Below are 25,334 nucleotides of genomic sequence, written 5' to 3'. Positions count from 1 at the left end.
TGGGCACAGGGGCAGGCCTAGCCGCGGCGGAATGCTCGTTCATCGCTCGAACTCGCTCTCTGATCGGTGGCGGCTCACTGTAGCGCAGGAACCGGGGCGCTCCAATTGATCCAGCCGGCCGCGGCCGGTGAATACGAGGTCTTTGGGGGGCTCCCCCAAAAGGCGGTGAACGGACGCCTGCGACCGGCTTTCGAATTTGCCCCAGACCCCTGCAATATCGGCGGCGTTCGCGGTGAACGCGACGTCATCGGAAGGGCGACAGCCGGGTGGGGGGAATGCGCGATATCGGAGCAGGCCTCGCTGGCGCGCTCATCCTGTTCTTCGCCCGCTTCATCACGGCGGTGCGCGGGCGCTGGGACGGCGTCGCACCGACCGACGAACAGCGAATCTACTTCGCCAATCATGCCAGCCACGGCGATTTCGTCCTGATCTGGACCGTGTTGCCAAGGCGCATGCGGTTCGCGACCCGGCCGGTCGCCGGCAGCGACTACTGGCTGAAGAGCAGCCTGCGGCGCTTCATCGGCCGCGATGTCTTCAACGCTGTCCTGATCGATCGCGACCCCGCGACGCGAACGGCTGACCCGATCGTCCAGATGAGCGAGGCGCTCGACGCCGGTTCATCCCTCATCGTCTTCCCGGAAGGGACGCGCAATACGACCGATGCGCCGCTGCTGCCGTTCAAGAGCGGGCTGTTCCATCTGGCGCAGGCGCGTCCGAATGTGGCGCTCGTGCCGGTCTGGATCGACAATCTCAACCGCGTCATGCCGAAGGGCGAGTTCGTGCCGGTGCCGCTGGTCTGCACCGTCACCTTCGGCGCCGCTCTCGTCCTCGCCGAGGCCGAGACCAAGCAGGATTTCCTGGCGAGGGCTGAAGCGGCGCTGCTCGCCCTGTCACCGAAGGCGAATACGCCATGACGATGCCGCATCCTGATCTCCTCGCCGTGCTGGCCTGCCTGCTCGGCGTCCTGATCGTGGCGTCCACCATCGGCTTCGTGCTGCAGCGCCGGCTGTCGCCCGATGGCTCGAACGCCGTGGTCGAGAACCTTAACGATCGCATCCGCGCCTGGTGGATCATGATCGTGCTGATGGGCCTGGCGCTGATCGGCGGCAAGACCGGCGTGACGCTGCTCTTCGCCTTCTGCTCCTTCGCGGCCCTGCGCGAGTTCATCACGCTGACCGACACGCGCCGCGCCGATCATTGGGCACTCGCCGCCGGCTTCTTCATCGTGCTGCCGGTGCAGTTTTATCTGATCTGGACCGAGTGGTACGGCCTCTACTCGATCTTCATCCCCGTCTACGCCTTCCTGCTCATGCCGATCATCGCGTCCCTGCGCGGCGACACCGAGCATTTCCTCGTGCGCATCGCCGAGGTGCAGTGGGCGCTGATGATCTGCGTCTTCTGCATCTCGCATGTGCCGGCGCTGCTCAGCCTCGACATCCCCGGCTATCAGGGTCGGAATGTCCTGCTGATCGCCTTCCTCGTCATCGTCGTGCAGATGAGCGACGTGCTGCAATATGTCTGGGGCAAGCTGCTCGGCCGCACCAAGATCGCGCCCAGGCTGTCGCCGTCCAAGACGGTCGAGGGCTTCGTCGGCGGCGCGCTCAGCGCGACGGCGGTCGGGGCTGCCTTGTCCTGGATGACGCCGTTCACCCCGCTGCAGGCAGCGTTCCTGGCGCTGGTCATCGTGCTGATGGGCTTCTTCGGCGGGCTGGTCATGTCGGCGATCAAGCGCGATCGCGGCATCAAGGACTGGGGCCACCTGATCGCCGGCCATGGCGGCTTCCTCGACCGGCTCGATTCGGTGGTGTTCTCCGCCCCGATCTTCTTCCATCTCGTCCGCTATGGCTGGTCGACCACGTGAGCCCGCCGCTCGCGCGCCTGATGCGAAGCAGCGTCGTCCATGTCGGCTTCGCCTTCCTCGCCATGGGCAGCTGGGCGGTGTTCGCCAACCGCGTCCATCCGATGCCGGCGCCGCTCCTCGCCGGACTGATCCAGGGGACGCTCTCGGCGATCATCACCCTGCTGCTGAAGCGGGGTATCGAGTATCTCGCCAGTCGTTTCTCCGGCCTGGCCGCGCTGCTGGCGCCGCCGGTGATCGCAGGATTCGTCTCCGCGAGCGTGCTGACGCTCATCCATACGATCGGCGGCACGCCCGAGATCGCCCGGACGATAGCCGTCCCGCTGACCGTCGCGACCAGCTATGCGGCGCTCTACAATTTTTCGCTGTGGCGCAGCAGGAAGGCGATGAACCATGGCGCAGGATAGCGATCGACGCCCGCTCGCGAGCCGCGAAACCGGCTGGGCCCGTGGCATCGCGCGCCGGCTGAGCGCGAGCGGCATCACGCCGAACCAGATCTCGATGGCGAGCATGGCGATGGCGACCATTGCCGGCGCCGCCTTCTGGCTCGCGGGCTCCGCCAATTCCGGCTCGCGCATCGCGTTGCTCCTTGCCGCGGCGCTGTTCTGCCAGCTCAGGCTGCTCTGCAATCTCTTCGACGGCATGGTCGCGATCGAAGGCGGCAAGCAGGCTGCCGACGGCCCGTTCTGGAACGAGTTCCCCGACCGGATCGCCGATATCCTCATCCTGACCGGCGTCGGTTACGGGATCGGCGCGCCGGCTTTGGGCTGGGCGGCGGCCGCTTTTGCCGTGCTGACCGCCTATACCCGCGAGCTCGGGCGCAATTGCGGATTGCCGGCCGATTTCTCCGGCCCGATGGCCAAGCAGCACCGCATGGCGACGATCACGGCCGCGGCGCTGATGTCCCTGCTGGAGCCGCTCTGGCGAGGCCAGAACGAGGTGCTGCTCATCGCGCTCTGGCTGAGCGCGGTGGGCGCTGCCGTGACCGCGCTCAGGCGGGCGGCGAACATCGTGCGCGGGTTGCGCGGCCGCTGACTGCGCCGAAGGCCGTGGGGCGCTTTTGTCTGCGCGCCAGGATAGAAAATTGACGGCGTTCAGCTACTAGTCGGCGGTGGTCGGGCGCAGGCAGGCGAGAGAGCGTCATCGAAATGGATGAGGACGTCGGGGCTATCGAGACGTTGGATCTCGACAAACTTGCCTACGAAGCCGTCGACCAGGGCGAGCTCGACCGGGCTCTGCTGTATTTCGACGAGTTGAGCCGGCGATATCCGGAAATCGCGAGCCTTCACTACATGCGCGGGCTCGCACAGAAATACCGCCGGCAATGGCCTGACTCTCTGCGCCACAACCTCATGTCCCAATCGCTGCAGGACGAGTTCGACGAAGCCTCCGCCTGGAATGCGGGGATCGCGGCGACCGCGATCAGGGACTGGAACGTCGCGCGCGACCAATGGGCCAGATGTGGTATCGCGTTGCCTGGCGAAGAGGGGCCGATCCAGGCGGACTTCGGCGTCGTCAGCATTCGTCTGAACGCTTGGGGTGATGGCGAGACGCTGTTTGCGACGCGTATCGACCCGGTGCGCGCTCGGCTCCTGAACATTCCTCTTCCGGAAAGCGGCTATTGTTTCGACGACATCGTGCTGCATGACGGAGCCGCGACGGGGCAGCGCAATCTTCAAGGCGGGGTCGTCCCCGTCTTCAACGCATTGGAGCGCTGGGAACCCTCACTCTTCCAGACATTCACAGCCTTCGTGACCTGCTCGGATCAGGATAACCTCGCGCCGCTGCTGAAATCTCGGGCGCCCGGTGTCGCCTACCTCGAAGACTGGACGGGATCGCTCGCCTATGTCTGCCTGAAGTGCAGCTATGGCTTGCCTCATCGCCATGACGACGAGCCGGGTCCGGCAGATTGGAAGCCGAGCAGATACATTGGCATCGCTGCCCAGAGCCGCCATTCGGTCGAGAAGATTTTGGCAGAGTGGCAGGCGGGTGACGGGCAGCGCTTCGTCAATGCCATCGAGACCCGCACCTTTCCGGTTCCAGCCCCCGCCGATGGCCATGTCTGGTGGCGGGCTCCAGACGAGGAAAGTGACTAGCCCCCGGTCACGCTCATGTGCCGGCCGACCGCGGCGCGGGGCTGGCGCCGGTCGATGACGAAGTCGTGGCCCTTGGGCTTGCGCGAGATCGCCTCTTCCATCGCCCGGTAGAGCAGGGCGTCGTCGCTCGAGGCGCGGATCGGCGCGCGCAGGTCGGCGGCGTCCTCCTGGCCGAGGCACATATAGAGCGTGCCGGTGCAGGTCAGGCGCACCCGGTTGCAGCTCTCGCAGAAATTATGCGTCATCGGCGTGATGAAGCCGATCAGCCCGCCGGTCTCGCGCACCCGGACATAGCGCGCCGGCCCGCCGGTCCGGTAGGGATCGTCGTCGAGCGTGTAGCGGTCCATCAGCCCCGCCCGCACCATCGAGAGCGGCAGGAACTGGTCGAGCCGCGCCGGCTCGATCTCGCCGAGCGGCATCACCTCGATCAGGGTGAGGTCCATGCCGAGGCCATGGGCCCAGTGCATCAGGCTCTCGATCTCGTCCTCGTTGACGCCCTTGAGTGCCACCGCATTGATCTTGACGCGCAGGCCGGCCTTGCGCGCCGCCTCGATGCCGCCGAGCACCTTCGACAGATCGCCCCAGCGCGTGATCTTGCGGAATTTCTCGGGATCGAGCGTATCCATCGAGACGTTGACGCGGCGCACGCCGCAATCGGCCAGCTCCTGCGCATAGCGGGAAAGCTGCGAGCCGTTGGTGGTCACGGTGAGCTCGTCGAGCGCGCCCGAGGCGAGATGGCGCGAGAGCGAGCGGAACAGGTTCATGATGTCGCGCCTGACCAGCGGCTCGCCGCCGGTGATGCGCAATTTGCGGGTGCCGCGCGAGACGAAGGCGGTGGCGACGCGGTCGATCTCTTCCAGCGTCAGCAAATCGCGCTTCGGCAGGAAGGCCATGTCCTCGGACATGCAGTAGACGCAGCGGAAATCGCAGCGATCCGTCACCGAGATGCGCAGATAGGAGATGTCGCGGCCGAACGGGTCGGTCAGCGGCGCACGCATCAAGGGTCTGACGGGGTCGTGCAGCACGACGGCTGAAATCCTCGGGCGATCGCGGTCTTGCGGCGCAGTGCGCCTGCCGTTGCTCTGATATAGGAAGCGAGCATTGTCGGCGACAAGCCCGCGGTCAAGCGGGCTGATGGTCGCAAGTGGCTCTGAGGAAACACGAAGATGTCAGATTGGCCGAGCGAGATCCGTCTGTCGAAGGACCGCCGCACGCTCCACATCACCTTCGAGAGCGGCGAGAGCCATGCGCTTCCCGCCGAATTGCTGCGGGTCGAGAGCCCCTCGGCCGAGGTTCAGGGCCACAGTCCGACGCAGAAGCAGACCGTGCCGGGCAAGCGCGATGTCGAGATCCTGAAAGTGGAGCCGGTCGGCCACTACGCCGTCCGCCTGACCTTCGACGACATGCACGACACCGGCATCTATGGCTGGGACTATCTGCGCGAGCTCGGCCGGAATGGCGAGGCGAAGCTGCAGGCCTATCTCGACGACCTCGCCGCCAAGGGGCTGTCGCGAGAGCGGGTCAGGCGGGCCTGAGCGTATCTCCGAAAGCGGTCTTGCGCTCGCTGCTCCGCGCCATCCGCTCTCATTCGTCGCGCAGGCTCTGCTTATCGTCCCGCGCGTTGAGGGCGCTGCGGCACGATAAAACCGCCGGATTGATGCGCCCAGAGGTCGGCATAGAGCCCGCCGGCGGCGAGCAGGTCCGCATGGGTGCCCTGTTCGACGATGCGCCCGGCGTCCATCACCACCAGGCGGTCCATGAGCTGAAGCGTCGAGAGCCGATGCGCGATGGCGATGACCGTCCTGCCACGCATCAGCTCCGCGAGCGCTTCCTGGATCGCGGCCTCGACCTGCGAGTCGAGGGATGACGTCGCCTCGTCGAGCAGGAGGATCGGGGCGTCCTTCAGGATCACCCGGGCGATGGCGATGCGCTGGCGCTGCCCACCGGAGAGCTTGACACCGCGCTCGCCGACAAAGGCTTCGAAGCCCTGGCGCCCCTTGCCGTCCACGAGCTTGTCGATGAAGGCATCAGCCTGCGCCTTTCGGGCGGCTTCGCGCATCATGCCTTCGTCGGCCTCCTGACGAGCGTAGAGGATGTTCTCGCCGATGGAGCGATGCAAAAGCGACGAGTCCTGGGCCACCACCGCGATCCGGGCGCGCAGAGATTCCTCGGTGACACGGGCGATGTCTTGCCCGTCGATCAGGATGCGGCCCGATTGCGGCTCATAGAAGCGCAGCAGCAGATTGATGAGCGTCGACTTGCCCGCGCCCGAGCGCCCGACGAGACCGACTTTTTCACCGGCGCCGATGGCCAGGGACAACTCGTCCACCACGCGGTGCGGCTGGCTGTAGTGGAAATGCAGATTCTCGAACCGGATCTCGCCATCCCGGGCCTCGAGCGGACGTGCGTCGGGCTTGTCGAGCTGGCTGAGCGGCTGCGCGATGGTTTTCATGCCCTCCTGCACGATGCCGATGTTCTCGAAAATCCCTGCGATCTCGAATGCCACCCAGCCCGACATGGCGATGATCTGGGTAGTGAGGAGAAGAGCGGTCGTCAGCGTCCCCGCGTCGACGCGCCCTTCGGAGAAAAGCCAGACGCCGATACCGCCGGTCGTGACCAGCAGAACCGCGTTGAGGCAGATCAGGCAAAACACGTAGACGGTGTTGAGCTGCTGCTGGTGGGCGAAGGCGGCTTGGAAGCGAAGGAAGCCGTCGCGGATATAGGCGTCGTCATCGGTCCGGCGCCCGAACAGCTTGACCGTCATCATGTTGGTGAACGTGTCGACGATCTTCCCGGAGATGGCTGAGCGCGTCTCCGAGGTCTCGCGGGAGCGGTTCTGCACCTTCGGCAAGGTGTAGGCGAGGAGCCCGCCATAGAACAGAAACCAGATCATCATCGGCGCCGCCAGGCGAAGATCCTGCGTGCCGAGAAGGCCGATCGCGGTCCCGCCGAAGACGAGAATCTGCCAGACCGCTCGAACGAAGGCGACGATGCTCTCCCGCAGCGGCCGAGCCGTTTGCATCACCCGGTTGGCGAGCCGGCCGGCGAAGTCGTCCTGGAAGAAGGCGAGCGGCTGGCGGATGACATGCCAGTAGTTCTGCCAGTGGATCAGCGTCGTGAAGGAGACCGCAATCGAGTGATTCACGAGCAGGCGGAACAGGATGGCGCCGAGCGGTCGGACCACCAGCACGATCGCCGCCATGATCAGAAGCAGCTGGCCGGCGGCGTCGAAAACGCGCTCGCGCGAAACCGATGACAGGACGGAGACGAGCCGGCCGATCAGATAGGGCACCACCGCCTCGATCACGGCGAGCGTGAAGCCGATCAGGAACAGCGCAGCGAACAGGCCCTTCGCCTGGCGGACGAAATGCCAATAGAACGATAGGAGTCCGCTGGGAGGCTGGCCCGGCGGTGATGCGGTCGGGTCGACAATCGAATCGAAGAACCTGAACATCGCACCTTATTGCAGCGGGCGCGCCATGGCGGTCCACAACTTATGCGAACGAAAAAGGCCGGCACGAGGCCGGCCTCGAGCGCAGCGGTCGATAGAGCGGATCAGCGGGCGACGATGACTTGGGTGCCGACCTCGGCAGGCTCGTATCGGCCGATGACGTCCTTGTTCAGCATGCGGATGCAGCCCGAGAAGGTCGTCTGGCCGATCGTCTGGCCCATTCGAGGGAGTCATCGAGCCGAGATCCATAGCCCGCGCCCCTAATACCGGCTTCACGGTATCCGCGCCGATCCCAATCGAACCCTTATGCCGGGTCGCCTTAGCGTCTGCGGAGCGTCGGGCTCGCTCGCTTTCGAAACGGGGGCCGTCGACCCCGGCCGCCCCGCGGGGGCGATGGGCTTTGATCCCCGTTTCGCGAAGCGTTCCGAGCTCGGCCATGGCACGGCGGAGCGCCCCGCTCCGCCGTGCCTCTACCATCACTCCGCTCTGCCGAGGTCGACATGGATCACTGGCTTCATGGGATGTTCACTGCTCTCGTCACGCCCTTCAGCGCCGGCGCCCTGGATGAGCCGAGCCTGCTGCGTCTGGTCGATTGGCAGGTCCAGGAGGGAGCCGACGGCATCGTGCTCGGCTCCGCGAGCGGCGAATATTCGACACTGACCGGCAATGAGCGCATCCGGCTCGTCAGGTTGGCGCGCGCGGCGGCCGGGCCCGGCTATCCGATCCTGGCTGCCGCAGGCTCGTATTCGACCGCCGGCAGCGTCGCGGAGGTCAGGGAGGCAGCGGCGGCGGGTGCGAGTGCCATCCTGCTGAGGCTGCCCTATTACAGCAGGCCGACGCAGGCCGGCCTCGTCCGGCATGTCCTGTCGGTGGCGGAAGCCGCCTCGCTGCCCGTGATCATCGACAATGATCCCGATCGCTGCGCCATCGACCTCACGCCCGAGGCTCTGGCCGAGATGGCGGCACATCCGGCGATCGTCGGCATCCTCGAACGGCGCGGCGACCTCGCCCGCTGCGATCGCATCATGCGCCGCTGCAGCCGGCACTTCATGCGCTTCACCGGGGCCGGCGATGCCATCCCGTCCTATGTCGCCGCGGGTGGCTGCGGTGCGATCACCAGCATCGGCAATCTCGCGCCGCGCCTGCTGCGTCGCATCAGGGAGGCCAGCCGCGTCGGCGCCTTCGAACAGGCGCAGACCCTGCAGAGGCGGCTGATCCCTCTGTACGAGCTGCTGTCCCGGGAGCCGGATCCGGTCGCGGTCAAGCTGGCCTTGTCGTTTCAGCATCCGGGCGTCAGCCCGGTCTGCAGGCTGCCTTTGGTCGCAGCGCAGCCCGCGCTTGGCGAAGAGCTCAAATACGCGCTCGACGATCTGCCGCGGCCGATCAGCGGCCATGCGAGCGGCCATCGTTCGGCTGCCTAGGATTTGTCCAGGCGCGTGCCGCGTCTCCTTATGCGGGCCTGATGCTGCCAGCCCATGGCCGACATCGCGAGCTGATGCAGGCTTGGCCGATCATCCTCCGACAGGTGATGGAGGTCGGCATGGCCACTTGTGAAGCGTTTACGAGACGGCGGCGCGAGGCGGCTTCCCGAACCGGGCCGCGCAACGAGCAGTCCGGCGAGATCGCCAGGGACCTGCTGCAGTCGCTGTCCTTCTGCTCCTGATGGGCGCCGTGCTGGCCATTCGAATCTACGCCACGGCGCCACTCTGATCGCCGCCGCGCGATGGGCGCAAAGAAAAAAGGCCGGCACGAGGCCGGCCTTTCGCAAAACTCCGATACGTCCGCCGCTCAGCGGGCGACGACGACGCGGGTGCCGACCTTGGCACGCTCGTAGAGGTCGATCACGTCCTCGTTCAGCATGCGGATGCAGCCCGAGGAGACCGCCTGGCCGATCGTCTCCGGCTCGTTCGAGCCGTGGATGCGGTAGAGGGTCGAGCCGAGATACATGGCGCGGGCGCCGAGCGGGTTCTCCGGGCCGCCGGGCATGAAGCGCGGCAGGTCGGGACGGCGCTTCAGCATCTGCGACGGCGGGGTCCAGCCCGGCCACTCGGCCTTGCGGGTGATGGTCTGGCTGCCGCCCCACTCGAAGCCAGGGCGACCGACGCCGACGCCGTAGCGGACGGCCTTGCCGTCGGGCAGCACGAAATAGAGACGGCGCTCGCTCGTGTTGATCACGATCGTGCCGGGGCGATAGGTGCCGCTGAAGGAGACGACCTCGCGCGGAATCGCAGTCGCCTGCGCCTTGGCGGGATCGACATAGGTGACGAGCGGCTGGCGAGTGAGCGGGTCGATTTCGGCGACGGCAGCGGTCGCGGTAGCCGCGAAGGCCGTGCCGGCGATCAGGGCCAAACGGAGGAAGCGGAGCATTTCGGCCTCGGGCGGATTGGAGGGTGGCGGGCGCAGGGAAAGGTGACGGAAAAACGTCAACAATTCCCCAAATCTCTGGCAGAGCCAGGGCTGGCGTTCAATCGACCGGCGTTCACATCGACGCGACCTTTCGAGCTTTCGAGGCGCCCGTTGCGGGGCTGCAACAGGCGTGGGCGTCTGTGCGTCGCTTGGTCCGATTTGGGCGCTTTTCGGACAGAACCAAGGCGGACCAGGTGCCTTTTCCGCGTGAGCCTGCTTCACGATGCGGCGGATTGATTCGGTCGGGGCCGCCACAGGCGCCGATCTGCCTCTGGCGCCGCACGAGATCGTGCGCTGCCTGCTGCGGCTTTTCGGATTGTCGTTAACCGCCCGTTCCCCTAATCTTCGAACAAGGGGCAACTTCCGATTGCAAAGCCGGGCCGGCTCTGGTCCGGTTCTGCGAAACGCCGGGAGGTTCGCCATGCCTGCCTGCCAATTCAATGCCGGGCCGGAAGAGCTCGATGCCCTGGGAACGGCCTTTCACGAGGCCTGGCGGCACGTCGGGCCGATCTATGGGCCGTTCGAGAATCCGCATCGCGAATGGCTCGCGCGCCTGATTCTTGGCCTGCGCCGGTCCGGCCATTCCGGCGACATCACCTTGCTCGCGATCGAGCAGTTCATGGCGACCGCGCCGCTGGCCGAATGGGCGAACGGCGCGAGGGACTTCCAGCAGCCTTCCGGGCGCAGCGCCCGGAACTGAGCAGCCTGCCGACGCTCTCGTCCGACGTCCGGCTGCAAGCCTCCGATCTATCTGTCCCTGAGCCGTTGCCCGCATGGCGGGCAACGTTGCCGTAATCTTCGCACGCAATCTGCGCCGTGCTGACCCGGTCCGATGCGCGGACCTGCGGTCGCAAGCCTGATGCGTCGGCGGCGACCTAGGCCGCCGCAAGGAGTCTTTGATGAAGCGTTCCATCCCGATGGTTGGCCTGCTGGCCCTGCTCGCAGCACCGGCCATGGCAGCCGATCGTCGCGTGCCGGTGCAGCAATACCAGCCGGTCTATTCGCAGCCGCGCGCCTATAACTGGAACGGCGTCTATGCCGGTGTGCATGCCGGTGCCTCATTCGACCGTTTCGAGGGGACTGCCAAGAAGAGCCGCAACGAAATCCTGCTCGGCGGCCAGATGGGCTACAACCTGCAGCTGGGTGGTCTCGTCACCGGTCTCGAGGCCGACATCTCGATGAACGGTCTCGGCAAGGGCGCCAAGCGCACGGGCGGCACCAGCGCCGACATGCGCTATGTCAGCACCCTGAAGGCTAGAGCCGGCTTCGCCTTCGATCGCTTCCTGGTCTACGGTCTCGGCGGTGTCGCCTATGGCAGCCTGAAGGCGAGCGACGGCCTGGTCTCGAAGGAGAAGAGCAAGGTCGGCTATGTCGTCGGCGCCGGTGCCGAATACGGCATCACCGACAACCTCTCCGCCAAGCTCGAATACAACTACGTTTCGCTCGGCAAGCAGAACTTCCAGTTCACCACCGGCCGTGCCCGCGTCGGCGTCAACGAGCACCTGGTCAAGGCCGGCCTGAACTACCGGTTCTGATCCTCGAAACTCCGGGGCGGGAGACCGCCCCGGTCTGCCCTGTGGCCTTAATGGCCGCGCCCAGGCATGGATGGAGCGTGATGCGTCTGGATATTTCGCCCCTATTCCGGCATCACGTTCCATCCGTGCACCCTGATTTGACCTGTCCATGCGCGCTTTGATCGTCGAGGACGAGCCACAATTGATGGCTTTCCTGTCCTCGCTCCTCACCAATGCCGGGCTCATCGCCGATCGCACGACCACGATCGATGCGGCGCTGGCCGCCCTGCGCTCGACCCCTTTCGACATCGCCATCGTCGACCGGCGCCTGCCCGATGGCGACGGCCTCTCGATCGTCAAGGCACTGAGCACCGCCGAGACGCGGCCCGCCTTCCTGGTCCTGACTGCCCGTGACGCCAAGGCCGACGTGATCGAGGGCCTGAACACCGGCGCGGACGATTATCTGATCAAGCCCTTCGAGCCGGAGGAGCTGCTGGCCCGCCTGCGGGTCATCCTGCGCCGGCGCAACCCCAAGCGCTCGCTGGTGATCACCGCCGGCAATCTCTCGCTCGATCTCGAGGGGCGCAGCGCCTCCGTCGATTCCGAAATGCTCGACCTGCGCCGACGCGAGGCGCTGATCCTCGAGGCACTGGTCCAGCGCGTCGGCCGCGTCGTCACCCGCGACGTCCTGATCGAGGCGGTCTACGGCTTCGACGATCTGATCGAGTCCAACACGCTCGAAGCGCAGATCTCGCGGCTGCGGCGTAAGCTCAAGGAAGCCGGCGCCCGGGTCGAGATCACCTCGCTGCGCGGCATCGGCTACATGATGCGGACATCGGAGCTGGCGCAGTAGCGCAAACTCAGCCGCCGGTCTCGCGCGGCGGGAAGACGAGGCGCACCTTGGTGCCGCCGCCCGGCCGGCCGAGGATGGTGAGCGTCCCACCATGGGCGGCCATGATGTCGCGCACGATCGTCAGGCCGAGCCCGGCGCCGGTGGAGTTCGGTGACATCCGGTTGAAGGGCTCGGTCACCTGCGGGCGATCGGCAACCTCGATTCCCACCCCGTCATCGGCAACCTCGACCACGGCGCCGTCGATCACCTTCACCAGGATCGTCGATTTCGCCTGGGCATGGCGCAGCGCGTTGTCGACCAGGTTGGCGATGGCGGCCCGTACCGTCGGTTCGTTGGCCTCGATCAGCGACTGGCGCTCACCTTCCTCCTCCAGGGCGACGTCGGCATCGTTGTTCAGGATCATGGGCGCGAGATCGGCCAGGACCGCGCGGGCGATCCGGTTGAGCTGCAGCGGCTCGAACGGCAATTCGGTGCTGTGCAGCCGGGCGAGCTGCAGCATCGACGAGACGATCGTGGTCAGCCGGCTGACGTCGGTGGTGAGCGCGAGCCGCATCTGGTCGTTCGGCAGCGCGTCGATCCGGCCGCGCATCACGGTGAGCGGGGTGCGCAGCTCGTGCGCGACATTGTTCATGAAGCGCCGCTGCACCTCCATGTTCCCGGCGATCTGGTCGAGCGCCGCATTGAGCGCCGTGGTCAGCGGCATCAGCTCGATCGGGGTCTCCTCGGTCGGCAGCAGGCCACGCGGCGCTCTCGGATCGATCTTCGCTGCGGCCTCCGCGGCGCTGCGCAGCCGCTCGCCGATATAGGACACCGACATCGCGATCGCGCCGGCGATCAGCAGCCCGAAGACCACCGAGATCGCCAGCGCCGAGCCGGCCATCGCCCGCAGGTAGTAGCTGAGAATCAGGTCCCAGCCGGGCAAGCCGCCACCGGTCGCCACGATGACGCGGTTGCCGTCCTTCTCGATCACGTCGAAGGCGAGCGCATTGTCGCCGCCGACCCGCATCTGCGCGGCAATGGTCGGACCGTCGAGCCGGATGTCGATCGGCAGGCCCGGCCGCAATTCTGGCGCATACTCGACGACGGAACGTCCATCGGAGACGAGGTACCAAAGCGAGGGGCTGGTACGCTCGATCCGGGATAGGCCGGCGGTCTTCTCGACTTGCAAGGCGTTGCCTGAGGGCTGGCGCACGCTTTGCTGGATGATCTGGGAGGTGACGTCATTGCGCAGGACGCCTGGATCCTCGGTGATCAGGGCGAAGGCGATGACGGCGCCGATGAAGGCGGTGAACAGGACGATGCCGAGCAGCGACAGGCGCAGGGTGAGGGCGCGCGACAGCGACGTCATGGCCGGTCCCCACCATCATGCCGCATGGCAAAGCGGTCCGCTTGCAGGAGCAGACCTGCCGGGTGCGGCCGGGCGGGGATCGATGCGGCGTCACGGGTCGTCACGGAACCTCGATCGGGGTATGGGTTGCGGAGTGGGGCGTTCGCCCCTTCCAGTCTCTGCATGGACCGTATCGCCATTGCCGTTCAACTCTCTTCCGGAGCTGCCGGCCTGATGTCTGCGTTGCGCGTCATCTGGAGTTGGCCTTCGCTGCGCGTCATGTTGGCTACGTTGCTGGCCCTCGTGCCGAGCCTCGTGCTCGCGCAAGGAGCCGTGACGAAGGGTGAGGTTCGGGCCGGCCAGCTGCCGACGACCTCGCGGCAGGACATCTTCCGCTTCGTCGAGGGCGTTTTCGACACCACCACCAAGACGGTCAGCCTCCCGATCGAACGCTCGCTCGCGCTCTTCGGCGAGCCGAACGCCTATATCGTCGGCGGTGAGCTCAGCGGCTCCTTTGTGGTCGGTGGGCGCCATGGCAGCGGTGAGCTGCGCTTCTCCGACGGCATCCCGATTCCGGTGACCTGGTCGGCGCTCTCGGTCGGCATCGGCCTCGGCGCCGACTATGGCCGGGTGATCATGCTGGTCTACGGGCTGGATCGCTACGAGGACGTATTCGGCACCTATGCCAGCCTCGGCGGCAGCGCCCATTTCCTCGCCGGCGCCAACGCCACCATCCTGGCCTCCGCCCGGGCGCGGATCGTTCTGATCTCCTCCGGCCTCGGCCTGCGCTTTTCCGGGGATCTCAGCCGCATTGTCATCGAGCCGGCGGGGGCACCCGAGCAGCTGCGTCCGCCGGGCCGGATCTGCGCCACGCCGGCCGATTGCGCGCCGCCGGGCCGCTGACGGATTCTGTGAAGCCAGGGCTTGCCTCCTAGCGGCGGCGGCTGTCGAGCAGGCGGTGCGCCGTGGCATGCAGCTCGTCGAGCTGGCTCGAAATCTCCAGCGCGATCAGGCCTATTTCGCGCTCATCGGCCGTCCGGCGCACATAAAGCGGCTCCGACCAGAGCACGCAGCCGCGCCCGAAGGGCAGGGCGATGCTGGCCCTGTCCCAGTTGTCGAGGTCGACGCGGGCGCTGGTCACCGCGGCGAAGAGATAGATCGGCCGGCCGGTGGCGCGCGCGAGCTGGACGGCGCCCTTGCCGGCGACGCGGGCGATCTTCGGGACATCGGCGGTCAGGACGAGACTGGTGCCTTCACGGAGCGCCTCGCGCATCTCGAAGAAGGCGGGAACGGCGCGCTTGACCTTGATCTTCGGGCGGCTCTGCGTGCCCGAGCCACGAATGACGCGAAAGCCCGCCCGCTCGACCACCGAGGCGACCACCGCCCCGTCGAAATGCAGCGAGGTCAGGATCGCCACCTGCGAGGCGCCGTCGAGTGCGGCGAGGCTGAGCATCTGCTGGCCGTGCCAGGTCAGGGCGATGAAGGGCTCGCGGCTGCGCTCCCACGGTCTCGCGCCCGGGATCGCCGGCTTGAACCGGGTCGTGCGCTGGACGAAGTCGAGGTAGACGTGCAAGGCGCGGCCGGCGAACGCCGCAGATTGCCCATTGCCGAATCGCATGATCCGATCTCCACGGTGATTCCGATGGAGGGATCGGCGCGTCGGCTTGCTCCAACATTGCGCGGCCCTGCGGCCGCCTCTTCAGCGCATCATGAACTTGACGATGCGGGCGACGAGCTCCTCATCCTGCCCGGCAAAGCCGTGATGTGCACTGAAGCGGCAGGGATTGGCCTCATCGGCCTGCCCGCCGCTCATCCACTCGACCTGGACGCGCCCCCCCGCCCAAGCCTGAAAAGGGGCGACGCCGGCGGGCAGCGTCAAGCGGCAGCGATCCTCGCGATGATGCAGGGCGAGCGTGCGCGGCAGCCGGTTCGGTGTCCCCAGTATGCTCTGGACGCTAGTCTCGCCGGGGCCTGACGCCTTGCTGAGGAGGCCCGAGGTCAGCACCAGCCTGTCCGGCATGGCGCCCTCCACAATTCCCTGGGCGGCACGCTGCGTGCCCATGCTGGTGGCGACCACGATCACCGGGCGCTTGATCGCTGCCATATGGTCGACTGCGGCTGAGAGGCTCGTCCCGAGTTCGGCGAGCAGCACATTGTAGCCCTGCGCGACGAAGGCGTCCCGATTGCGGATCAGGACATTGTCGCCAGCCTTGCCGAAGCGCGCGCCGCTGCCGACCTCGAGGCGGCCATCACCGCCGGTGAGCAGGATCACGCTGCCCTTGGAATGCGCGGCGCGGATGAGGATGCTGCGGACGCCGGCGATCGTGACGGTCTCGCCGCCCTTGACCGTGATCGGCGTCTCCGCCCGGCCCGATGACGGGATGGCGAACGACGATAGGACCGCCAGCACGCCGAGGGCGCGCAGGAAACGCTGCTGATATCCGATCATGTTGTTAAGTCACCCATTCACCTGAAAGCGTCGCAGAACTGCGCGCGCCACCGTCACCGTGTCGCGCCTGCGCCTGCCGCCTAGGATTCTGTGGCTACATTGCACGAGATGTGCAGCCGGTTTCATAGCCATTCGTCAGGGGAGTGGAGCTTCGATCGTCCGGCGGTAGTCAGGGTTGCCCGACAGGACCCGGCGGCCGAGACCGGCGAGGAAGTCGACCTCCTCGGCCCTCAGCGTCAGCTTATTGTGCAGTTGCAGGATTCGGCTTCTTTCCGTGGGCGACTGGAGATCGGCTAGGGACAGGCGCACGATCGTGAGCTGCAGCTGTCTGCAGCCCGGCTTCGAGGCTACGAGGGCGCAGCGCCAACGGACCAGCCGATCTCGCCAGCTCGCAGCCTCGCGATCCAGCGCATCGAGGCTGGCCCGGCTCGCATTGTCGATCATGGCGTCGAGCGAGGCGGTGATCGTCTCCGGTGCATTCGGCCCGTCGATCGCCTGGGACATCTCGCCGCCGACCCGCATCGACGCGTCGGCGACGATGACGACGACGCGGCGCAGCCGCTGTGCGGCCGTCGCCGATACGAGCGCCGGTGCCGGCCGGTTCATGGCCCGGATGAGGTTGCGCACCGCGAGATTGTCGACGAGGCCGCCATCGAGCAGCTTGAGATAGTGCAGCTCCGCCTCGCTCCCATAGCGCGCCTGGGAAGCCTCGACATGTCGGGCGAAGGTGGAGCGACCGGCAGCTGGCACGCTGCCGCCGTCCGAGGCGGGGCAGGTCGGATTGAAGTTCTCGAGCACGACCGGCGCGAACAGCACCGGCACGGCCGATGAGGCTGCGACGGCATGGGCGAGCGGAAACGCGTCGTAGTCGCTGCAGATCGCCTGGAAACTGTCGCGGTCGAAGGGGAAGGGGGTGCGATTATAGAGCTCCGTCGCGTGCAGGAGGAGCCTTGGCCGCCCGGGCTGGTCGAGGTCGCCGAGCGTTGCGCCGTGATAGAGCTGCGTGTCGAGCCAATCGGAGAGGCCCGAAAGGTCGTTGATGCCGCCGCGATAACCGCGCAGCAGGTTCTCCGGTGTGAAGCTGGTGCGCAGTGCGCCTTCCGGATCCTGGTCGAGGAAGTCGCGCCGGAAGGCCGGCAGACCCTGCGGACCATGCAGGGCAAAATGCGCGGCGAGGATGCCGCCGCCGGAGACGCCCGCGACTGCGATGACCTCGTCGGCCAGCGAGCGGCCGGCATGGCCGGGCGCTTGCTGCTCCGCCAGTTCCGACAGCACGCCATATCCGAAAGCGGCCGATCGCGCTCCGCCGCCCGAGAGGGCGAGTATGATTGCGGTCGAGCCGGTTTCGCTCGCCGAGGCAAACGACCGGGCAGCCGGCGTCGTCAGTGTCCGGCGCAGGTTCGAGGGCCTGTTCGCCGGGCTGGCGCAGGCGACGAGGCTGGTGGCCAGCAGCACGAGCACGAAGAATGTCGCAGCCGCTTGCCGATATGGCGAACGGGCCGGGCCGGTCCTGTGCGTCGGGGCAACCGCCATGTCGCGCGCTTTCCGCCGCGCGACGCCGATTCGCCTGGCGCCCTGCGAGCGCAGGTTGTCTCGTCAATGCTCATTGTCCGAGCATTGCCGCTGCCGGCAGTGGCGATCGAGGCGTCGCAGCCGCCAATCCAGCCAAGTCGCTCCCCGGCTGCGCATTAGCCGGCGACGACGCGGCTCAGTGATCGTGGCGACCAGCCTTGCGCAAGATTGCATACTCATATTGTATGCACATTCAGTGCATCAGGGGCTGTCGCTATGGCGCGCAAGCGGGCGGCAAGGACATTGGGGCGGCGAACCGGATCCAGCGGTTCGGGAGCGGCTCATGCCATCGGCCGCGTTCCAGGCCTCTCTCATTCTCGATCGAGCAGAATGACCGAGCTGCCGTCCCGGACAGATGCGGCTGCGGCGGCCATCGCCCCCGTCACCGCCTCACCAACAAAAATCAACCGAGGGGAGAAAGACCATGCCAAAGATGACACGCCGCGCCTTCTCGCTCGCCGCCGCATCGGCTGCCGTGCTGGCTCCGGCCATGGCCACGGCTCAGGCCAGGACGATCAAGCTGCTGCTCAACACCTCCTATAGCGGCCCGGTCTCCTTCCTGCTGCTGGCCGCGGACAAGGGCTATCTCGGCGAGGCCGGCCTCAACGTCGAGTTCTCGCCGGGCGACGGCGCCGCTGCCGTCGTGCCGAAGGTGCGGGCGCCCGCCTATGATGCCGGCTATGGCGACATCAGCGCGCTGATCCAGCGCATCGCCATGTCGCCGCCCAATGAGGGGCCGGTGGCGATCTGGACGACCTTCAACTCCGTGCCCTTCACCATCGCGGTGCCGGCGAGCGGTCCGATCCATACGCCGAAGGATCTGGAGGGACGCTCCATCATCGGCGACACGCATGACGCGGCGCTGGTGACCTTCGACATGTTCTGCAAGTCGACCGGGATCGATCAATCCAGGGTCAAGGTCGTGCCGACGGACAAGCCGATGGCCAGCCAGGTCTCGGAGATGCTGAAGGGCAGCGGCATGGATGGCGCCTTCGGCTTCGTCAACACCATCATCGCCTCGGTGGCCCCGCTCGGCATCGACGGGCGCAAGGAGCTGCGTTTCCTGACCTATGCCGAGCATCTGCCCGACATGTACGGCAACGGCCTGTTCGTCACGCGCGAGCTCTACGCCGATAAGGCGGCGCTGGCCGGGATGGTGCGCGCCTTCAACCGCGCGCTGGCGGACGCCATCGCCAATCCGGACGTCGCCATCGAGACGCTGTCGAAGCGCAAGGTTTCGATCGCACCGGAGGTGAACCGCACGCGGCTGGTCGGCACCTTCGCCGCCGAGATGGCGCATCCCGAGGGCGCACGCATCGGCATCGGCGACATGGATGACGGACGCCTCGGCCGGCTGATCGATCTCATCGTCGAGGCCAAGAAGCTGCCGCGCAAGCCGTCGGTCCGCGAGGTGTTCGACCGCTCGTTCCTGCCGCCGGATGCCGAGCGTATCCGCACGCTCGCTCGCGCGAAGTGACGATGCGAGGTTCTCGCCTCGGGTCCGTTGCAAATTTTTGGAGAAATGGTGGGCGGCACAGGGATCGAACCTGTGACCCCTCCCGTGTGAAGGGAGTGGATAGAAGTAAAAAGCGACGCTATTTCTAGAGTTAGCGGGTGCTCTGTGCACTGTGTACTGAAAATGCACTGGCTGCGTTTCTTGGCCGCGGGACATCTATAGAACGAAAAAGGACCGGCGACTAGGCCGGTCCTTGTGGTTTAGGCTGAGGTTCCGGCTTCGATCTCACGAGTCGGATATTGACTGTCGGGCCGTCTTGTATGTCGTCGTCGATGGCGGTGCCCCAAAGAACGTCATCCACAAAGAGAGATTGCGGGCCGTCGGCTAACTGAAACATTACCCTCTCGCCTAAACGCGGAACGCCTATCCATGTCCGGTAGGCGTAGTCTTTGCCGTCCAGTTCAAAAAAGATTCGGAACGTCTCCCGTCTCACGACTTCTTCCTCTTTTCCAAGTCTGTCCGCTTGCCCTGGCAGCCGGCGAGCTTTGCAGACCAGCCCAGCGGGTCTTCAAGCCACTCGAGCTTCTTCCAGCCAGGCGTCACGACGATCGTGTTGATAGCGTCGATAAGCGGCTGCTGCGGGATATTGGTGTAGTGCCTCGACATATCGTCGGCGGCGTGGCCTAGTATCTGATCCTTGATGTACGGGTGCACGCCGTTGACGACGAGCTGCGTCGAGACGGTATGACGACCCGTGTAGGGCGACACGTCCTTGATCTTGGACCGTCGGCGCGCGCCGTTGATTGCGGTCTTAAGCTGACCGCCCTCGTTCTCCTTAATCGGGTAGGGCTCGCCTCGCGGTGCCCTGAATATTCGTCCGTCTTCTGCCAAGCTGTTTCGCTTGAGCAGCGACTCGAATAGCGGCACAAGGAACTCGTGCATCGGCACGCCGCGGGGCTCGCCGGTCTTGCTCTTGCGGACGACAAGCCAGCGGTTCTTAACGTTCACGTCATCAGCCTGAAGCGCGAAAAGTTCAATCGGTCTCATGCCCGTGAAGAACAGCGCTGTCATCACCATGGCTGGAGCCGGTGACATGGCGGCAACAAACTTGGCTGCGTGCTCATAGGATGTCGGCGCCGAGCCGGATCTCTCCTTCTTGATCCGGACGACGTTTGTTCCCTTGGGCTTTTTCGGCAGGCGCCATTTGCGGACGTCTGCCCAGCCCTCGGTCGCGGCAAAGTTCCAGACGGCTCGGAACGGCGTGTAAAACTGACGCAGTCGGGTCTCCAGCTGGGCGTCTGGGTAGAGCTTTGCGGCCAGGCGATCCAATATCTCTTGAGTGATCTCGGCAAGTTTGTACTCGCCAAGGTGCACGGCGACGCCGGTCTCGTCGCCGTTCGGTTTCTGCTCGTACAGAAACCGTTTCGCGCCGCCAGCCGCAATGAAACCATCTGCCGCCTCGGCAAATGTGGCAGTATGCTTCTTCCCGTGAATTGTCTCGTCTAGGAGGCGCGCTTCCGTTTTTGCTCGGACTTCTTCAGCCTTTCGGCGGTCGCTCGTGCCCGCAGACTCGAAAAGGCTTTGTCCGCGGACGGTGCCCCGGATGTACCAGTTGTCACTGCCCTTACGCTGGACGAGTTTGAGGGGCATCGCATCGCATCCCAAATAGCCAGGACATCACTATCGCTAAAGCGTAGCTCGCGTCCGAAAATAGAACAAAGCCCGTGCTTGCGGGCGGTACGGGCAACCGCGCTCTTGCTGGCGCGCATCTGCGCCGCGGCTTCCTCGAGCGTGTAGACAGCGCCTAGAGGCCAGTTGTCGTTGGCTGGTACAGCCGCCTTCATGTCAGTCGGCATGGCTGCTGGCCTCCTTGAGGGCGGCTATGCCGGCGGGGTTGGCTGGATAAGGGGCTACGCCGAGAAAAATGCCGGCAATGCAAAGCGCCAGAACCAACACCCAACAAGCGCTCACTAAATTCTCACGCATCCTTGCCTCCGTCGCTGGTGCGCAGGGCTTGGCGGCCGGGAACGTAGGTTAGCGTCCAGCGCCAGCCGCAGCGCGGGCAGCAGAGCGAACCTCGAAAGGTGTTGCATCGGTCGCGCCGAAAGGTGCCGCAACCCATGCTGCACCGGAATTGCGCACCCGGCTCGTACTCGGGGAACCGACTCACGACCCGACCTCCTTCTCGCCTGTGGCGGGGTGGGCGTAGAGGGGCTCGGCCCCTTCAACTTGATGCAGGTAGAATTCCCAGCCAGCCGTTTCGTTGTCGAACGCCTCGTGTCGGCGCCACGCCACAGGCACCCCCTCCCCATGGCCGGGGGCGGGGTTGAGGGCGGCTTCTGCCATTGCGCTCCAAAGCGCGACGAATGGCGGCCCGCTGAGCGGCATCGAGGCGTTGGTATCGAACCATTCGTCCATGTCGACGCCGGCAAGGTTGACGCGGCTGGTGCCTCTGTTCGTCTCGTGCAGATACGTCGCATACAGCTTGCGGGCCAGCTTATCCCGGCCCTCCACCTCCCCATTCGCGGGAGCAGATACGGGCTCGGGAGAGGACAGGGCGGCGACGGCATCATGCGCGTCGTTCATGAGCGCGACTTCGCGGGCTGCCAGATGCCGATAGCTACTCCAGACTGACTTGCGAGCTTCGTCGATCTTCTCCAACGCCTCCCTTACCCCGCCCGCAGGCGATGGAGCAGACACGGGCGATGGAGCAGACACGGGCGATGGAGAGGGGGTGGGCTTGGTCATGGGGCGATCCTCTGGCCGGGCTTAACGGACCCGCGCGGTGGCTTCGCTTTGCCCAGCCACGTGATGCGAGTGTCTTCGCCCCTCTGCATGTTCTCCACGAAGAAGGTCACGACGCGCCGGTGAGGCTGGATGACCTTCTGGCCGAAATCCTTCATCTCGGCATAGCGGCCGGTGCCGTCGAAGAACTCGGCGATGATGCCGTCCTCGATGGGTGCGTTGGGGTAAGGGACGAGACGGAGAAGCACGACTTCAACGACCTCGTCGCCATTATCGAGCGCGGCCCAATAGATGCCTGGCTTGGTTGGGTTGGCGTCCATTTTTGATCTCCAATCGTATCTACGATTGAACCTATATCGTACTTATGATAACGTCAATATCATAGATACGAAAAAGGTGCGCCTTGACCGAATTTCATATGCATGCAATTCCGCCTCGCGTGGGTCGCAAGAAGCTCTGGACGGAACGAATCACCCTGCCGATGGCAGAAGGAACGACGGAGCGGATCGACGCCGCTTTGCGTCAGGACGAAGTGCGCCTCGACCTCATCCGCGAGGCTATCGAGCGCGAGCTGAAGCGCCGCGAGCGAGAGAAAGCCAAAGGCTAGTCCCCATCCTCTTGCGCCGGGGCCGGGGTGAGGGAGGCGGCGAGTTCTCGAAGCTCCTTGATGATGAGCTTGCGCCAATTGTAGGTGCTGTTCCCTCTCTCGGGGCCAGAGGCGCCAAGCGGGAGTTCCTCCGTTTGCTGTTCGTAGGCGGACAGCACCGCCTCCACGCTCGCGGTCTGGACGGGCGTCGCGGGAGGGGTAGCGTAGAGGGGCATCTGGAACAGACCGACCGGGGTCTTGCGGAGCGGGATGTACACGCCGCCTTCATCAGCGGGCCTGTCTTCCAATGCGGCGATTTGACCGGTGCTGGCATATGCCACCGGCTCCCCCGCGCTCGGGCTGGCCGTAAGGGCGGCTTCGAGAACAGCGCGAAAATCCGTCGGGAGCCCTGTCATGCGGCGGGTCTTGGCCTCGTTCCAAGCCGCGTTGACCATGTCGGTCGTGACCACCACACCGCCCGCACCGGCCTGCGAGAGGCGGGCGCTTCCGAGGTAGGCTTTGACGATCTCCTCGGCAGCCCACTTCGCTTCACCATCGGAAGCGCTCGGGTAGCAGACGTTTCCGTGCATCCGCTTGAACGCTTCGGCTGCGGCGTCGATGCCGCTCTCCACCACATCAGCCATTGGCGGGACCTTTCGGGAGATTGAGTGCCGCCTTCTCGTCGGGCGTCAGCTTGGCCAGCGCGGTTTCAATCAGGGCGCGGCGTTCGTTCTCTTTCTGGTGCCAGCCCTTCCATATCTGATGTTCAACATCAGCCGGCACCGACCAGCCGAAACTCTCCCAGCGCGCTGTATTCGGCTTCCAGGAGCCGATCAGTTTGACCTCGGCATCTTCGAACGCGCCGCGATCTGGAGCGAATTCTCCGCTGAGCCGATCGATTACAGCCTGATCATCAGACGTGGCCGCCCGCGATCCATCATGTCGAAGCATGTCAGTCGGGAAAGGCCAGTGGCCGCGAACCGTGTAGGCGAACTCTTTGGCCATCATCGAATCTCCGCGTTCAGGTCGTCGCGAAGGAGGTTGGCGAGATGAAGCGTGGCCAATGCAGCTCCGTCACGGTCGGCCGCATCGTCAGCGATCGGGAAGCGTTCATGCTCCACTTCCATGCCGCCCACGCTGTCGTAGACGCCATATCCAGCGACCCTACCGCCGCGCTTGATGGCCCTCACATAATAGCGGTTCAGGGCATATCCGGTGCGGACCGTCTTCGAAATCGCGTTCATCTCTTGTCCTCCAATCTGATATCATCTAAATAGGTGATATCAGATAAACGGTCAATAGGTGATATCAGAAAATGTTGACGGCAGACCCGGCGGCGGATATCGCCAAGCGTGTGGGACGCACGAAGATCAACGATGAGCAGACCCCAGCACGCTTCCCGCTCGGGACGCTGCAACGGATCGATTCCGCGCTAGCCGAAAGGGAGAAGCGATCCGACTTCATCCGGGTCGCGGTGGAGGCAGAGCTGCGCAAACGCGAGCGCGACAAGCCCAAGACCTGATCACGCGCCATCGCCGGCCACCGTGCTGGAGCGGGAGAGGGCTTGGACACGGCCGAACCGCTCGACCAATCGCTGAGCGATGTCGTTGGCGGCTCGGACATAGGTCCAGCCATCCGGGCAATCGAAAGCGTCGTGCGCCTCGATCTCGCGGGCGATGTCCGAAGTCAGGCCAGCAAGCACCACTTCCTCGCGTTCCGCCTTCTCCGCTTCGATGGCGGTGACGCGGGCTTCTGCCGCTTGCTGACGAGCCCACCGTTCATCGCGGTCGTGCGTCATCCTGGCGAGCTTGTCTTCCGCTCGGTCGCGATCCGCTGTGACCCTCTCGATGGTGGCGCGCTGGGATTCGATGAGGGTGGCGGCTTTGCGAAGCCCCTCGCGGATCGTGTCATTCGCGCCAGCGCCGTTGTACGCTGCGAGTGTCCGGAGTTCGTCGGCGCTGGGGGTGGGGGCGTTGGTCATGCTACAGCCCTCAATGCCAGTTGCGCGGATCGTCGAGCGGATCCGAAGTATCGCGCCAACGGTCCCAAGCCCGCCCGATTGCCTTCGCCACCCAGACAGCGGCTCCGCCCGCCAAGAACCCGATTGCAAAAGCGACGATTATTCCCTGTTCTGTCGCGACCATCACGCGGCCACCTTCAAGGCCGCAGCCACGCCAAGCGGATAGACCAAGAACCGCCGCCGCCAGCGAGCAGCAAGCAATGCACCATCGATGTCCAGCAGGCGCAAAGCACAAGCGGCACAGTGATTGATTGCGATCAAATGGCGCTCATGCGCGCGCTTTGCCATCAAGCCGGCGATGTCACTACCGACACGCGCGGACATGCCATCTGAGCCAAGCATGGCCTCCGCACCGCTCTTCTTCAGCGACACATACGCTGCGACGTCGTATTTTTCAGAAACCTTGCCCATGCCACGAGTCTCCGGATGAAAGTTATCGTTGGATGCGTTAATTCGCGCGAACTCGCCGTGCAGAAGTAAAGCCGCTCTATCATACGCCGCCGACGCGTCTTCCACCTTGTCGAACGTTCCTATGCGAATGTCAGCAGTGTATTTATTGATAGAAGAGCGGTATATTACGCCCTTTCGACCGGTTTTATTGTTTTTGCCAGTTCTTCTGTTTCTAGAGTTTTGAGAAAAGCTAGCGTCTCTCAAATTTGACCACGAATTATTGCTTTTACACCCGTCCTTATGATCGATAACACCGACCGGATCGGACCCGGTTATAATCTTCCAGGCCAATCTGTGCGCACCAAAAACCGCACCCGAAATGGAGATCAGTACGTAACCATTTGAAATGCCGCCGGCTACTTCGCCCTTCTTTTTAAGATACCGACCAATACGGTTCTTCTTGTATCGAAAAATCCCGGACGAAGGGTCATATGACACGTGTTCCAGAATGGTTGATACGCTAGGCAATGCTCTTGTCTGGCGGTTTTTGCGCACGGTCCAAACTCCAATTGGAACCAAGATATAGGTTGGTTACATATGGTTGTCAACCA

At 65.1% G+C, this 25,334-nt stretch carries 30 protein-coding genes; 14 read left to right on the top strand and 16 right to left on the bottom strand.

Annotated features, from left to right (window positions below; genetic code table 11):
• Positions 1–275 precede the first annotated feature (275 nt).
• From ACWIGM_RS09285 to ACWIGM_RS09265, 5 genes are all read left to right on the top strand, one after another.
• Positions 276–914 (top strand): lysophospholipid acyltransferase family protein, encoded by a 639-nt coding sequence (locus ACWIGM_RS09285; protein WP_454025653.1) that lies wholly within the window; start codon positions 276–278, stop codon positions 912–914.
• The gene (locus tag ACWIGM_RS09280) at positions 911–1,861 is read left to right on the top strand and encodes a phosphatidate cytidylyltransferase (protein WP_454025652.1); all 951 of its coding nucleotides are present in this window, start codon (positions 911–913) and stop codon (positions 1,859–1,861) included. The genes ACWIGM_RS09285 and ACWIGM_RS09280 overlap by 4 nt, the downstream gene beginning before the upstream one ends.
• A gap of 20 nt (positions 1,862–1,881) precedes the next feature.
• Positions 1,882–2,265 carry a hypothetical protein gene (locus ACWIGM_RS09275; RefSeq protein ID WP_454026964.1) on the top strand — a complete coding sequence of 128 codons (384 nt, stop codon included), beginning with the start codon at positions 1,882–1,884 and terminating at the stop codon, positions 2,263–2,265.
• On the top strand, positions 2,252–2,893 hold the full coding sequence (locus tag ACWIGM_RS09270; protein ID WP_454025651.1) for a CDP-alcohol phosphatidyltransferase family protein: 642 nt from the start codon (positions 2,252–2,254) through the stop codon (positions 2,891–2,893). Before ACWIGM_RS09275 ends, ACWIGM_RS09270 begins: the two co-directional genes overlap by 14 nt.
• 113 nt (positions 2,894–3,006) lie before the next feature.
• On the top strand, positions 3,007–3,954 hold the full coding sequence (locus ACWIGM_RS09265) for a tetratricopeptide repeat protein (protein WP_454025650.1): 948 nt from the start codon (positions 3,007–3,009) through the stop codon (positions 3,952–3,954).
• On the opposite strand, the gene moaA is transcribed toward ACWIGM_RS09265, so the two are convergent.
• Positions 3,951–4,952: a GTP 3',8-cyclase MoaA gene (moaA, locus tag ACWIGM_RS09260; protein ID WP_454025649.1), complete on the bottom strand. Its 1,002-nt coding sequence runs from the start codon at positions 4,950–4,952 to the stop codon at positions 3,951–3,953. The genes ACWIGM_RS09265 and moaA overlap by 4 nt on opposite strands.
• A 168-nt stretch (positions 4,953–5,120) precedes the next feature.
• Between moaA and ACWIGM_RS09255 the strand changes: the two genes are divergently transcribed.
• Positions 5,121–5,489 (top strand): gamma-butyrobetaine hydroxylase family protein, encoded by a 369-nt coding sequence (locus tag ACWIGM_RS09255; RefSeq protein ID WP_454025648.1) that lies wholly within the window; start codon positions 5,121–5,123, stop codon positions 5,487–5,489.
• A gap of 71 nt (positions 5,490–5,560) precedes the next feature.
• Here the strand turns inward: ACWIGM_RS09255 and ACWIGM_RS09250 are convergent, their stop codons facing one another.
• Positions 5,561–7,408: an ABC transporter ATP-binding protein gene (locus ACWIGM_RS09250; protein WP_454025647.1), complete on the bottom strand. Its 1,848-nt coding sequence runs from the start codon at positions 7,406–7,408 to the stop codon at positions 5,561–5,563.
• A gap of 497 nt (positions 7,409–7,905) precedes the next feature.
• On the opposite strand from ACWIGM_RS09250, the gene ACWIGM_RS09245 reads away from it, so the two are divergent.
• Positions 7,906–8,826, top strand: a complete 921-nt coding sequence (locus ACWIGM_RS09245) for a dihydrodipicolinate synthase family protein (protein WP_454025646.1) — start codon at positions 7,906–7,908, stop codon at positions 8,824–8,826.
• A 367-nt stretch (positions 8,827–9,193) separates the two neighbouring features.
• Here ACWIGM_RS09245 and ACWIGM_RS09240 read toward each other — a convergent pair whose 3' ends face one another.
• Positions 9,194–9,772: a L,D-transpeptidase gene (locus tag ACWIGM_RS09240; RefSeq protein ID WP_454025645.1), complete on the bottom strand. Its 579-nt coding sequence runs from the start codon at positions 9,770–9,772 to the stop codon at positions 9,194–9,196.
• Positions 9,773–10,232: 460 nt separating this feature from the next.
• Between ACWIGM_RS09240 and ACWIGM_RS09235 the strand changes: the two genes are divergently transcribed.
• From ACWIGM_RS09235 to ACWIGM_RS09225, 3 genes are all read left to right on the top strand, one after another.
• Positions 10,233–10,511 carry a hypothetical protein gene (locus ACWIGM_RS09235; RefSeq protein ID WP_454025644.1) on the top strand — a complete coding sequence of 93 codons (279 nt, stop codon included), beginning with the start codon at positions 10,233–10,235 and terminating at the stop codon, positions 10,509–10,511.
• Positions 10,512–10,710: 199 nt separating this feature from the next.
• Positions 10,711–11,346 (top strand): outer membrane protein, encoded by a 636-nt coding sequence (locus ACWIGM_RS09230; protein ID WP_454025643.1) that lies wholly within the window; start codon positions 10,711–10,713, stop codon positions 11,344–11,346.
• 148 nt (positions 11,347–11,494) lie between these two features.
• Positions 11,495–12,178, top strand: a complete 684-nt coding sequence (locus tag ACWIGM_RS09225) for a response regulator transcription factor (protein WP_454025642.1) — start codon at positions 11,495–11,497, stop codon at positions 12,176–12,178.
• 7 nt (positions 12,179–12,185) lie between these two features.
• Here ACWIGM_RS09225 and ACWIGM_RS09220 read toward each other — a convergent pair whose 3' ends face one another.
• On the bottom strand, positions 12,186–13,526 hold the full coding sequence (locus ACWIGM_RS09220) for a sensor histidine kinase (protein WP_454025641.1): 1,341 nt from the start codon (positions 13,524–13,526) through the stop codon (positions 12,186–12,188).
• 213 nt (positions 13,527–13,739) lie between these two features.
• Between ACWIGM_RS09220 and ACWIGM_RS09215 the strand changes: the two genes are divergently transcribed.
• On the top strand, positions 13,740–14,408 hold the full coding sequence (locus ACWIGM_RS09215) for an EipA family protein (protein ID WP_454025640.1): 669 nt from the start codon (positions 13,740–13,742) through the stop codon (positions 14,406–14,408).
• A gap of 28 nt (positions 14,409–14,436) precedes the next feature.
• Here the strand turns inward: ACWIGM_RS09215 and ACWIGM_RS09210 are convergent, their stop codons facing one another.
• The 3 genes from ACWIGM_RS09210 to ACWIGM_RS09200 all read right to left on the bottom strand — a co-directional run bounded on the left by ACWIGM_RS09210 (position 14,437) and on the right by ACWIGM_RS09200 (position 17,487).
• Positions 14,437–15,123, bottom strand: coding sequence for a lysophospholipid acyltransferase family protein (locus tag ACWIGM_RS09210; RefSeq protein ID WP_454025639.1), 687 nt, complete (start codon positions 15,121–15,123; stop codon positions 14,437–14,439).
• An 81-nt stretch (positions 15,124–15,204) separates the two neighbouring features.
• Positions 15,205–15,954: an alpha/beta hydrolase gene (locus ACWIGM_RS09205; protein WP_454025638.1), complete on the bottom strand. Its 750-nt coding sequence runs from the start codon at positions 15,952–15,954 to the stop codon at positions 15,205–15,207.
• 135 nt (positions 15,955–16,089) lie between these two features.
• Positions 16,090–17,487, bottom strand: coding sequence for a patatin-like phospholipase family protein (locus ACWIGM_RS09200; RefSeq protein WP_454025637.1), 1,398 nt, complete (start codon positions 17,485–17,487; stop codon positions 16,090–16,092).
• A gap of 463 nt (positions 17,488–17,950) precedes the next feature.
• Between ACWIGM_RS09200 and ACWIGM_RS09195 the strand changes: the two genes are divergently transcribed.
• The gene (locus tag ACWIGM_RS09195) at positions 17,951–19,003 is read left to right on the top strand and encodes an ABC transporter substrate-binding protein (protein WP_454025636.1); all 1,053 of its coding nucleotides are present in this window, start codon (positions 17,951–17,953) and stop codon (positions 19,001–19,003) included.
• A 468-nt stretch (positions 19,004–19,471) separates the two neighbouring features.
• Here ACWIGM_RS09195 and ACWIGM_RS09190 read toward each other — a convergent pair whose 3' ends face one another.
• From ACWIGM_RS09190 to ACWIGM_RS09175, 4 genes are all read right to left on the bottom strand, one after another.
• Complete coding sequence (locus tag ACWIGM_RS09190; RefSeq protein ID WP_454025635.1) at positions 19,472–20,632, bottom strand: tyrosine-type recombinase/integrase; 1,161 nt, start codon at positions 20,630–20,632, stop codon at positions 19,472–19,474.
• Positions 20,633–20,827: 195 nt separating this feature from the next.
• Positions 20,828–20,968, bottom strand: coding sequence for a hypothetical protein (locus ACWIGM_RS09185; RefSeq protein ID WP_454025634.1), 141 nt, complete (start codon positions 20,966–20,968; stop codon positions 20,828–20,830).
• Positions 20,969–21,148: 180 nt separating this feature from the next.
• Positions 21,149–21,730, bottom strand: coding sequence for a hypothetical protein (locus ACWIGM_RS09180; RefSeq protein WP_454025633.1), 582 nt, complete (start codon positions 21,728–21,730; stop codon positions 21,149–21,151).
• Positions 21,727–22,047: a hypothetical protein gene (locus ACWIGM_RS09175; protein ID WP_454025632.1), complete on the bottom strand. Its 321-nt coding sequence runs from the start codon at positions 22,045–22,047 to the stop codon at positions 21,727–21,729. Before ACWIGM_RS09175 ends, ACWIGM_RS09180 begins: the two co-directional genes overlap by 4 nt.
• 83 nt (positions 22,048–22,130) lie before the next feature.
• On the opposite strand from ACWIGM_RS09175, the gene ACWIGM_RS09170 reads away from it, so the two are divergent.
• Positions 22,131–22,334 (top strand): hypothetical protein, encoded by a 204-nt coding sequence (locus tag ACWIGM_RS09170; RefSeq protein ID WP_454025631.1) that lies wholly within the window; start codon positions 22,131–22,133, stop codon positions 22,332–22,334.
• Here the strand turns inward: ACWIGM_RS09170 and ACWIGM_RS09165 are convergent.
• From ACWIGM_RS09165 to ACWIGM_RS09155, 3 genes are read right to left on the bottom strand one after another with little or no spacing between them, the layout of a single operon-like run.
• Positions 22,331–22,957, bottom strand: a complete 627-nt coding sequence (locus ACWIGM_RS09165; protein ID WP_454025630.1) for a hypothetical protein — start codon at positions 22,955–22,957, stop codon at positions 22,331–22,333. The genes ACWIGM_RS09170 and ACWIGM_RS09165 overlap by 4 nt on opposite strands.
• Positions 22,950–23,318, bottom strand: a complete 369-nt coding sequence (locus ACWIGM_RS09160) for a hypothetical protein (protein ID WP_454025629.1) — start codon at positions 23,316–23,318, stop codon at positions 22,950–22,952. Before ACWIGM_RS09160 ends, ACWIGM_RS09165 begins: the two co-directional genes overlap by 8 nt.
• On the bottom strand, positions 23,318–23,557 hold the full coding sequence (locus ACWIGM_RS09155) for a hypothetical protein (protein WP_454025628.1): 240 nt from the start codon (positions 23,555–23,557) through the stop codon (positions 23,318–23,320). The genes ACWIGM_RS09160 and ACWIGM_RS09155 overlap by 1 nt, the downstream gene beginning before the upstream one ends.
• 71 nt (positions 23,558–23,628) lie before the next feature.
• Between ACWIGM_RS09155 and ACWIGM_RS09150 the strand changes: the two genes are divergently transcribed.
• Entirely contained in the window at positions 23,629–23,835 is a 207-nt protein-coding gene (locus ACWIGM_RS09150; RefSeq protein WP_454025627.1) for a YlcI/YnfO family protein, read from the top strand.
• Here ACWIGM_RS09150 and ACWIGM_RS09145 read toward each other — a convergent pair whose 3' ends face one another.
• A complete protein-coding gene (locus ACWIGM_RS09145; RefSeq protein WP_454025626.1) occupies positions 23,836–24,294 on the bottom strand; it encodes a hypothetical protein in 459 nt (152 codons plus the stop codon).
• Positions 24,295–24,456: 162 nt separating this feature from the next.
• Positions 24,457–25,278 carry an HNH endonuclease gene (locus ACWIGM_RS09140; RefSeq protein ID WP_454025625.1) on the bottom strand — a complete coding sequence of 274 codons (822 nt, stop codon included), beginning with the start codon at positions 25,276–25,278 and terminating at the stop codon, positions 24,457–24,459.
• Positions 25,279–25,334: the final 56 nt, after the last annotated feature.

This window comes from Allobosea sp. NPDC055332, assembly GCF_053645455.1.
This window is presented reverse-complemented; position numbering and strand designations above follow the sequence as displayed.

Excerpts from the sequence above, each read along its gene's own strand:
- ACWIGM_RS09205 (WP_454025638.1), bottom strand. The coding sequence starts at position 15,954 with ATGATCGGATATCAGCAGCGTTTCCTGCGCGCCCTCGGCGTGCTGGCG.
- ACWIGM_RS09270 (WP_454025651.1), top strand. The coding sequence starts at position 2,252 with ATGGCGCAGGATAGCGATCGACGCCCGCTCGCGAGCCGCGAAACCGGC.
- ACWIGM_RS09280 (WP_454025652.1), top strand. The coding sequence starts at position 911 with ATGACGATGCCGCATCCTGATCTCCTCGCCGTGCTGGCCTGCCTGCTC.
- ACWIGM_RS09230 (WP_454025643.1), top strand. The coding sequence starts at position 10,711 with ATGAAGCGTTCCATCCCGATGGTTGGCCTGCTGGCCCTGCTCGCAGCA.
- ACWIGM_RS09185 (WP_454025634.1), bottom strand. The coding sequence starts at position 20,968 with ATGCGTGAGAATTTAGTGAGCGCTTGTTGGGTGTTGGTTCTGGCGCTT.
- ACWIGM_RS09180 (WP_454025633.1), bottom strand. The coding sequence starts at position 21,730 with ATGACCAAGCCCACCCCCTCTCCATCGCCCGTGTCTGCTCCATCGCCC.
- ACWIGM_RS09245 (WP_454025646.1), top strand. The coding sequence starts at position 7,906 with ATGGATCACTGGCTTCATGGGATGTTCACTGCTCTCGTCACGCCCTTC.
- ACWIGM_RS09160 (WP_454025629.1), bottom strand. The coding sequence starts at position 23,318 with ATGGCCAAAGAGTTCGCCTACACGGTTCGCGGCCACTGGCCTTTCCCG.
- ACWIGM_RS09165 (WP_454025630.1), bottom strand. The coding sequence starts at position 22,957 with ATGGCTGATGTGGTGGAGAGCGGCATCGACGCCGCAGCCGAAGCGTTC.
- ACWIGM_RS09145 (WP_454025626.1), bottom strand. The coding sequence starts at position 24,294 with ATGACCAACGCCCCCACCCCCAGCGCCGACGAACTCCGGACACTCGCA.
- ACWIGM_RS09220 (WP_454025641.1), bottom strand. The coding sequence starts at position 13,526 with ATGACGTCGCTGTCGCGCGCCCTCACCCTGCGCCTGTCGCTGCTCGGC.
- ACWIGM_RS09155 (WP_454025628.1), bottom strand. The coding sequence starts at position 23,557 with ATGAACGCGATTTCGAAGACGGTCCGCACCGGATATGCCCTGAACCGC.
- ACWIGM_RS09215 (WP_454025640.1), top strand. The coding sequence starts at position 13,740 with ATGTCTGCGTTGCGCGTCATCTGGAGTTGGCCTTCGCTGCGCGTCATG.
- ACWIGM_RS09250 (WP_454025647.1), bottom strand. The coding sequence starts at position 7,408 with ATGTTCAGGTTCTTCGATTCGATTGTCGACCCGACCGCATCACCGCCG.
- ACWIGM_RS09235 (WP_454025644.1), top strand. The coding sequence starts at position 10,233 with ATGCCTGCCTGCCAATTCAATGCCGGGCCGGAAGAGCTCGATGCCCTG.
- ACWIGM_RS09200 (WP_454025637.1), bottom strand. The coding sequence starts at position 17,487 with ATGGCGGTTGCCCCGACGCACAGGACCGGCCCGGCCCGTTCGCCATAT.
- ACWIGM_RS09150 (WP_454025627.1), top strand. The coding sequence starts at position 23,629 with ATGTTGACGGCAGACCCGGCGGCGGATATCGCCAAGCGTGTGGGACGC.
- ACWIGM_RS09285 (WP_454025653.1), top strand. The coding sequence starts at position 276 with ATGCGCGATATCGGAGCAGGCCTCGCTGGCGCGCTCATCCTGTTCTTC.
- ACWIGM_RS09225 (WP_454025642.1), top strand. The coding sequence starts at position 11,495 with ATGCGCGCTTTGATCGTCGAGGACGAGCCACAATTGATGGCTTTCCTG.
- ACWIGM_RS09265 (WP_454025650.1), top strand. The coding sequence starts at position 3,007 with ATGGATGAGGACGTCGGGGCTATCGAGACGTTGGATCTCGACAAACTT.
- ACWIGM_RS09255 (WP_454025648.1), top strand. The coding sequence starts at position 5,121 with ATGTCAGATTGGCCGAGCGAGATCCGTCTGTCGAAGGACCGCCGCACG.
- ACWIGM_RS09195 (WP_454025636.1), top strand. The coding sequence starts at position 17,951 with ATGCCAAAGATGACACGCCGCGCCTTCTCGCTCGCCGCCGCATCGGCT.
- ACWIGM_RS09275 (WP_454026964.1), top strand. The coding sequence starts at position 1,882 with ATGCGAAGCAGCGTCGTCCATGTCGGCTTCGCCTTCCTCGCCATGGGC.
- ACWIGM_RS09190 (WP_454025635.1), bottom strand. The coding sequence starts at position 20,632 with ATGCCCCTCAAACTCGTCCAGCGTAAGGGCAGTGACAACTGGTACATC.
- ACWIGM_RS09240 (WP_454025645.1), bottom strand. The coding sequence starts at position 9,772 with ATGCTCCGCTTCCTCCGTTTGGCCCTGATCGCCGGCACGGCCTTCGCG.
- ACWIGM_RS09210 (WP_454025639.1), bottom strand. The coding sequence starts at position 15,123 with ATGCGATTCGGCAATGGGCAATCTGCGGCGTTCGCCGGCCGCGCCTTG.
- ACWIGM_RS09175 (WP_454025632.1), bottom strand. The coding sequence starts at position 22,047 with ATGGACGCCAACCCAACCAAGCCAGGCATCTATTGGGCCGCGCTCGAT.
- moaA (WP_454025649.1), bottom strand. The coding sequence starts at position 4,952 with ATGCGTGCGCCGCTGACCGACCCGTTCGGCCGCGACATCTCCTATCTG.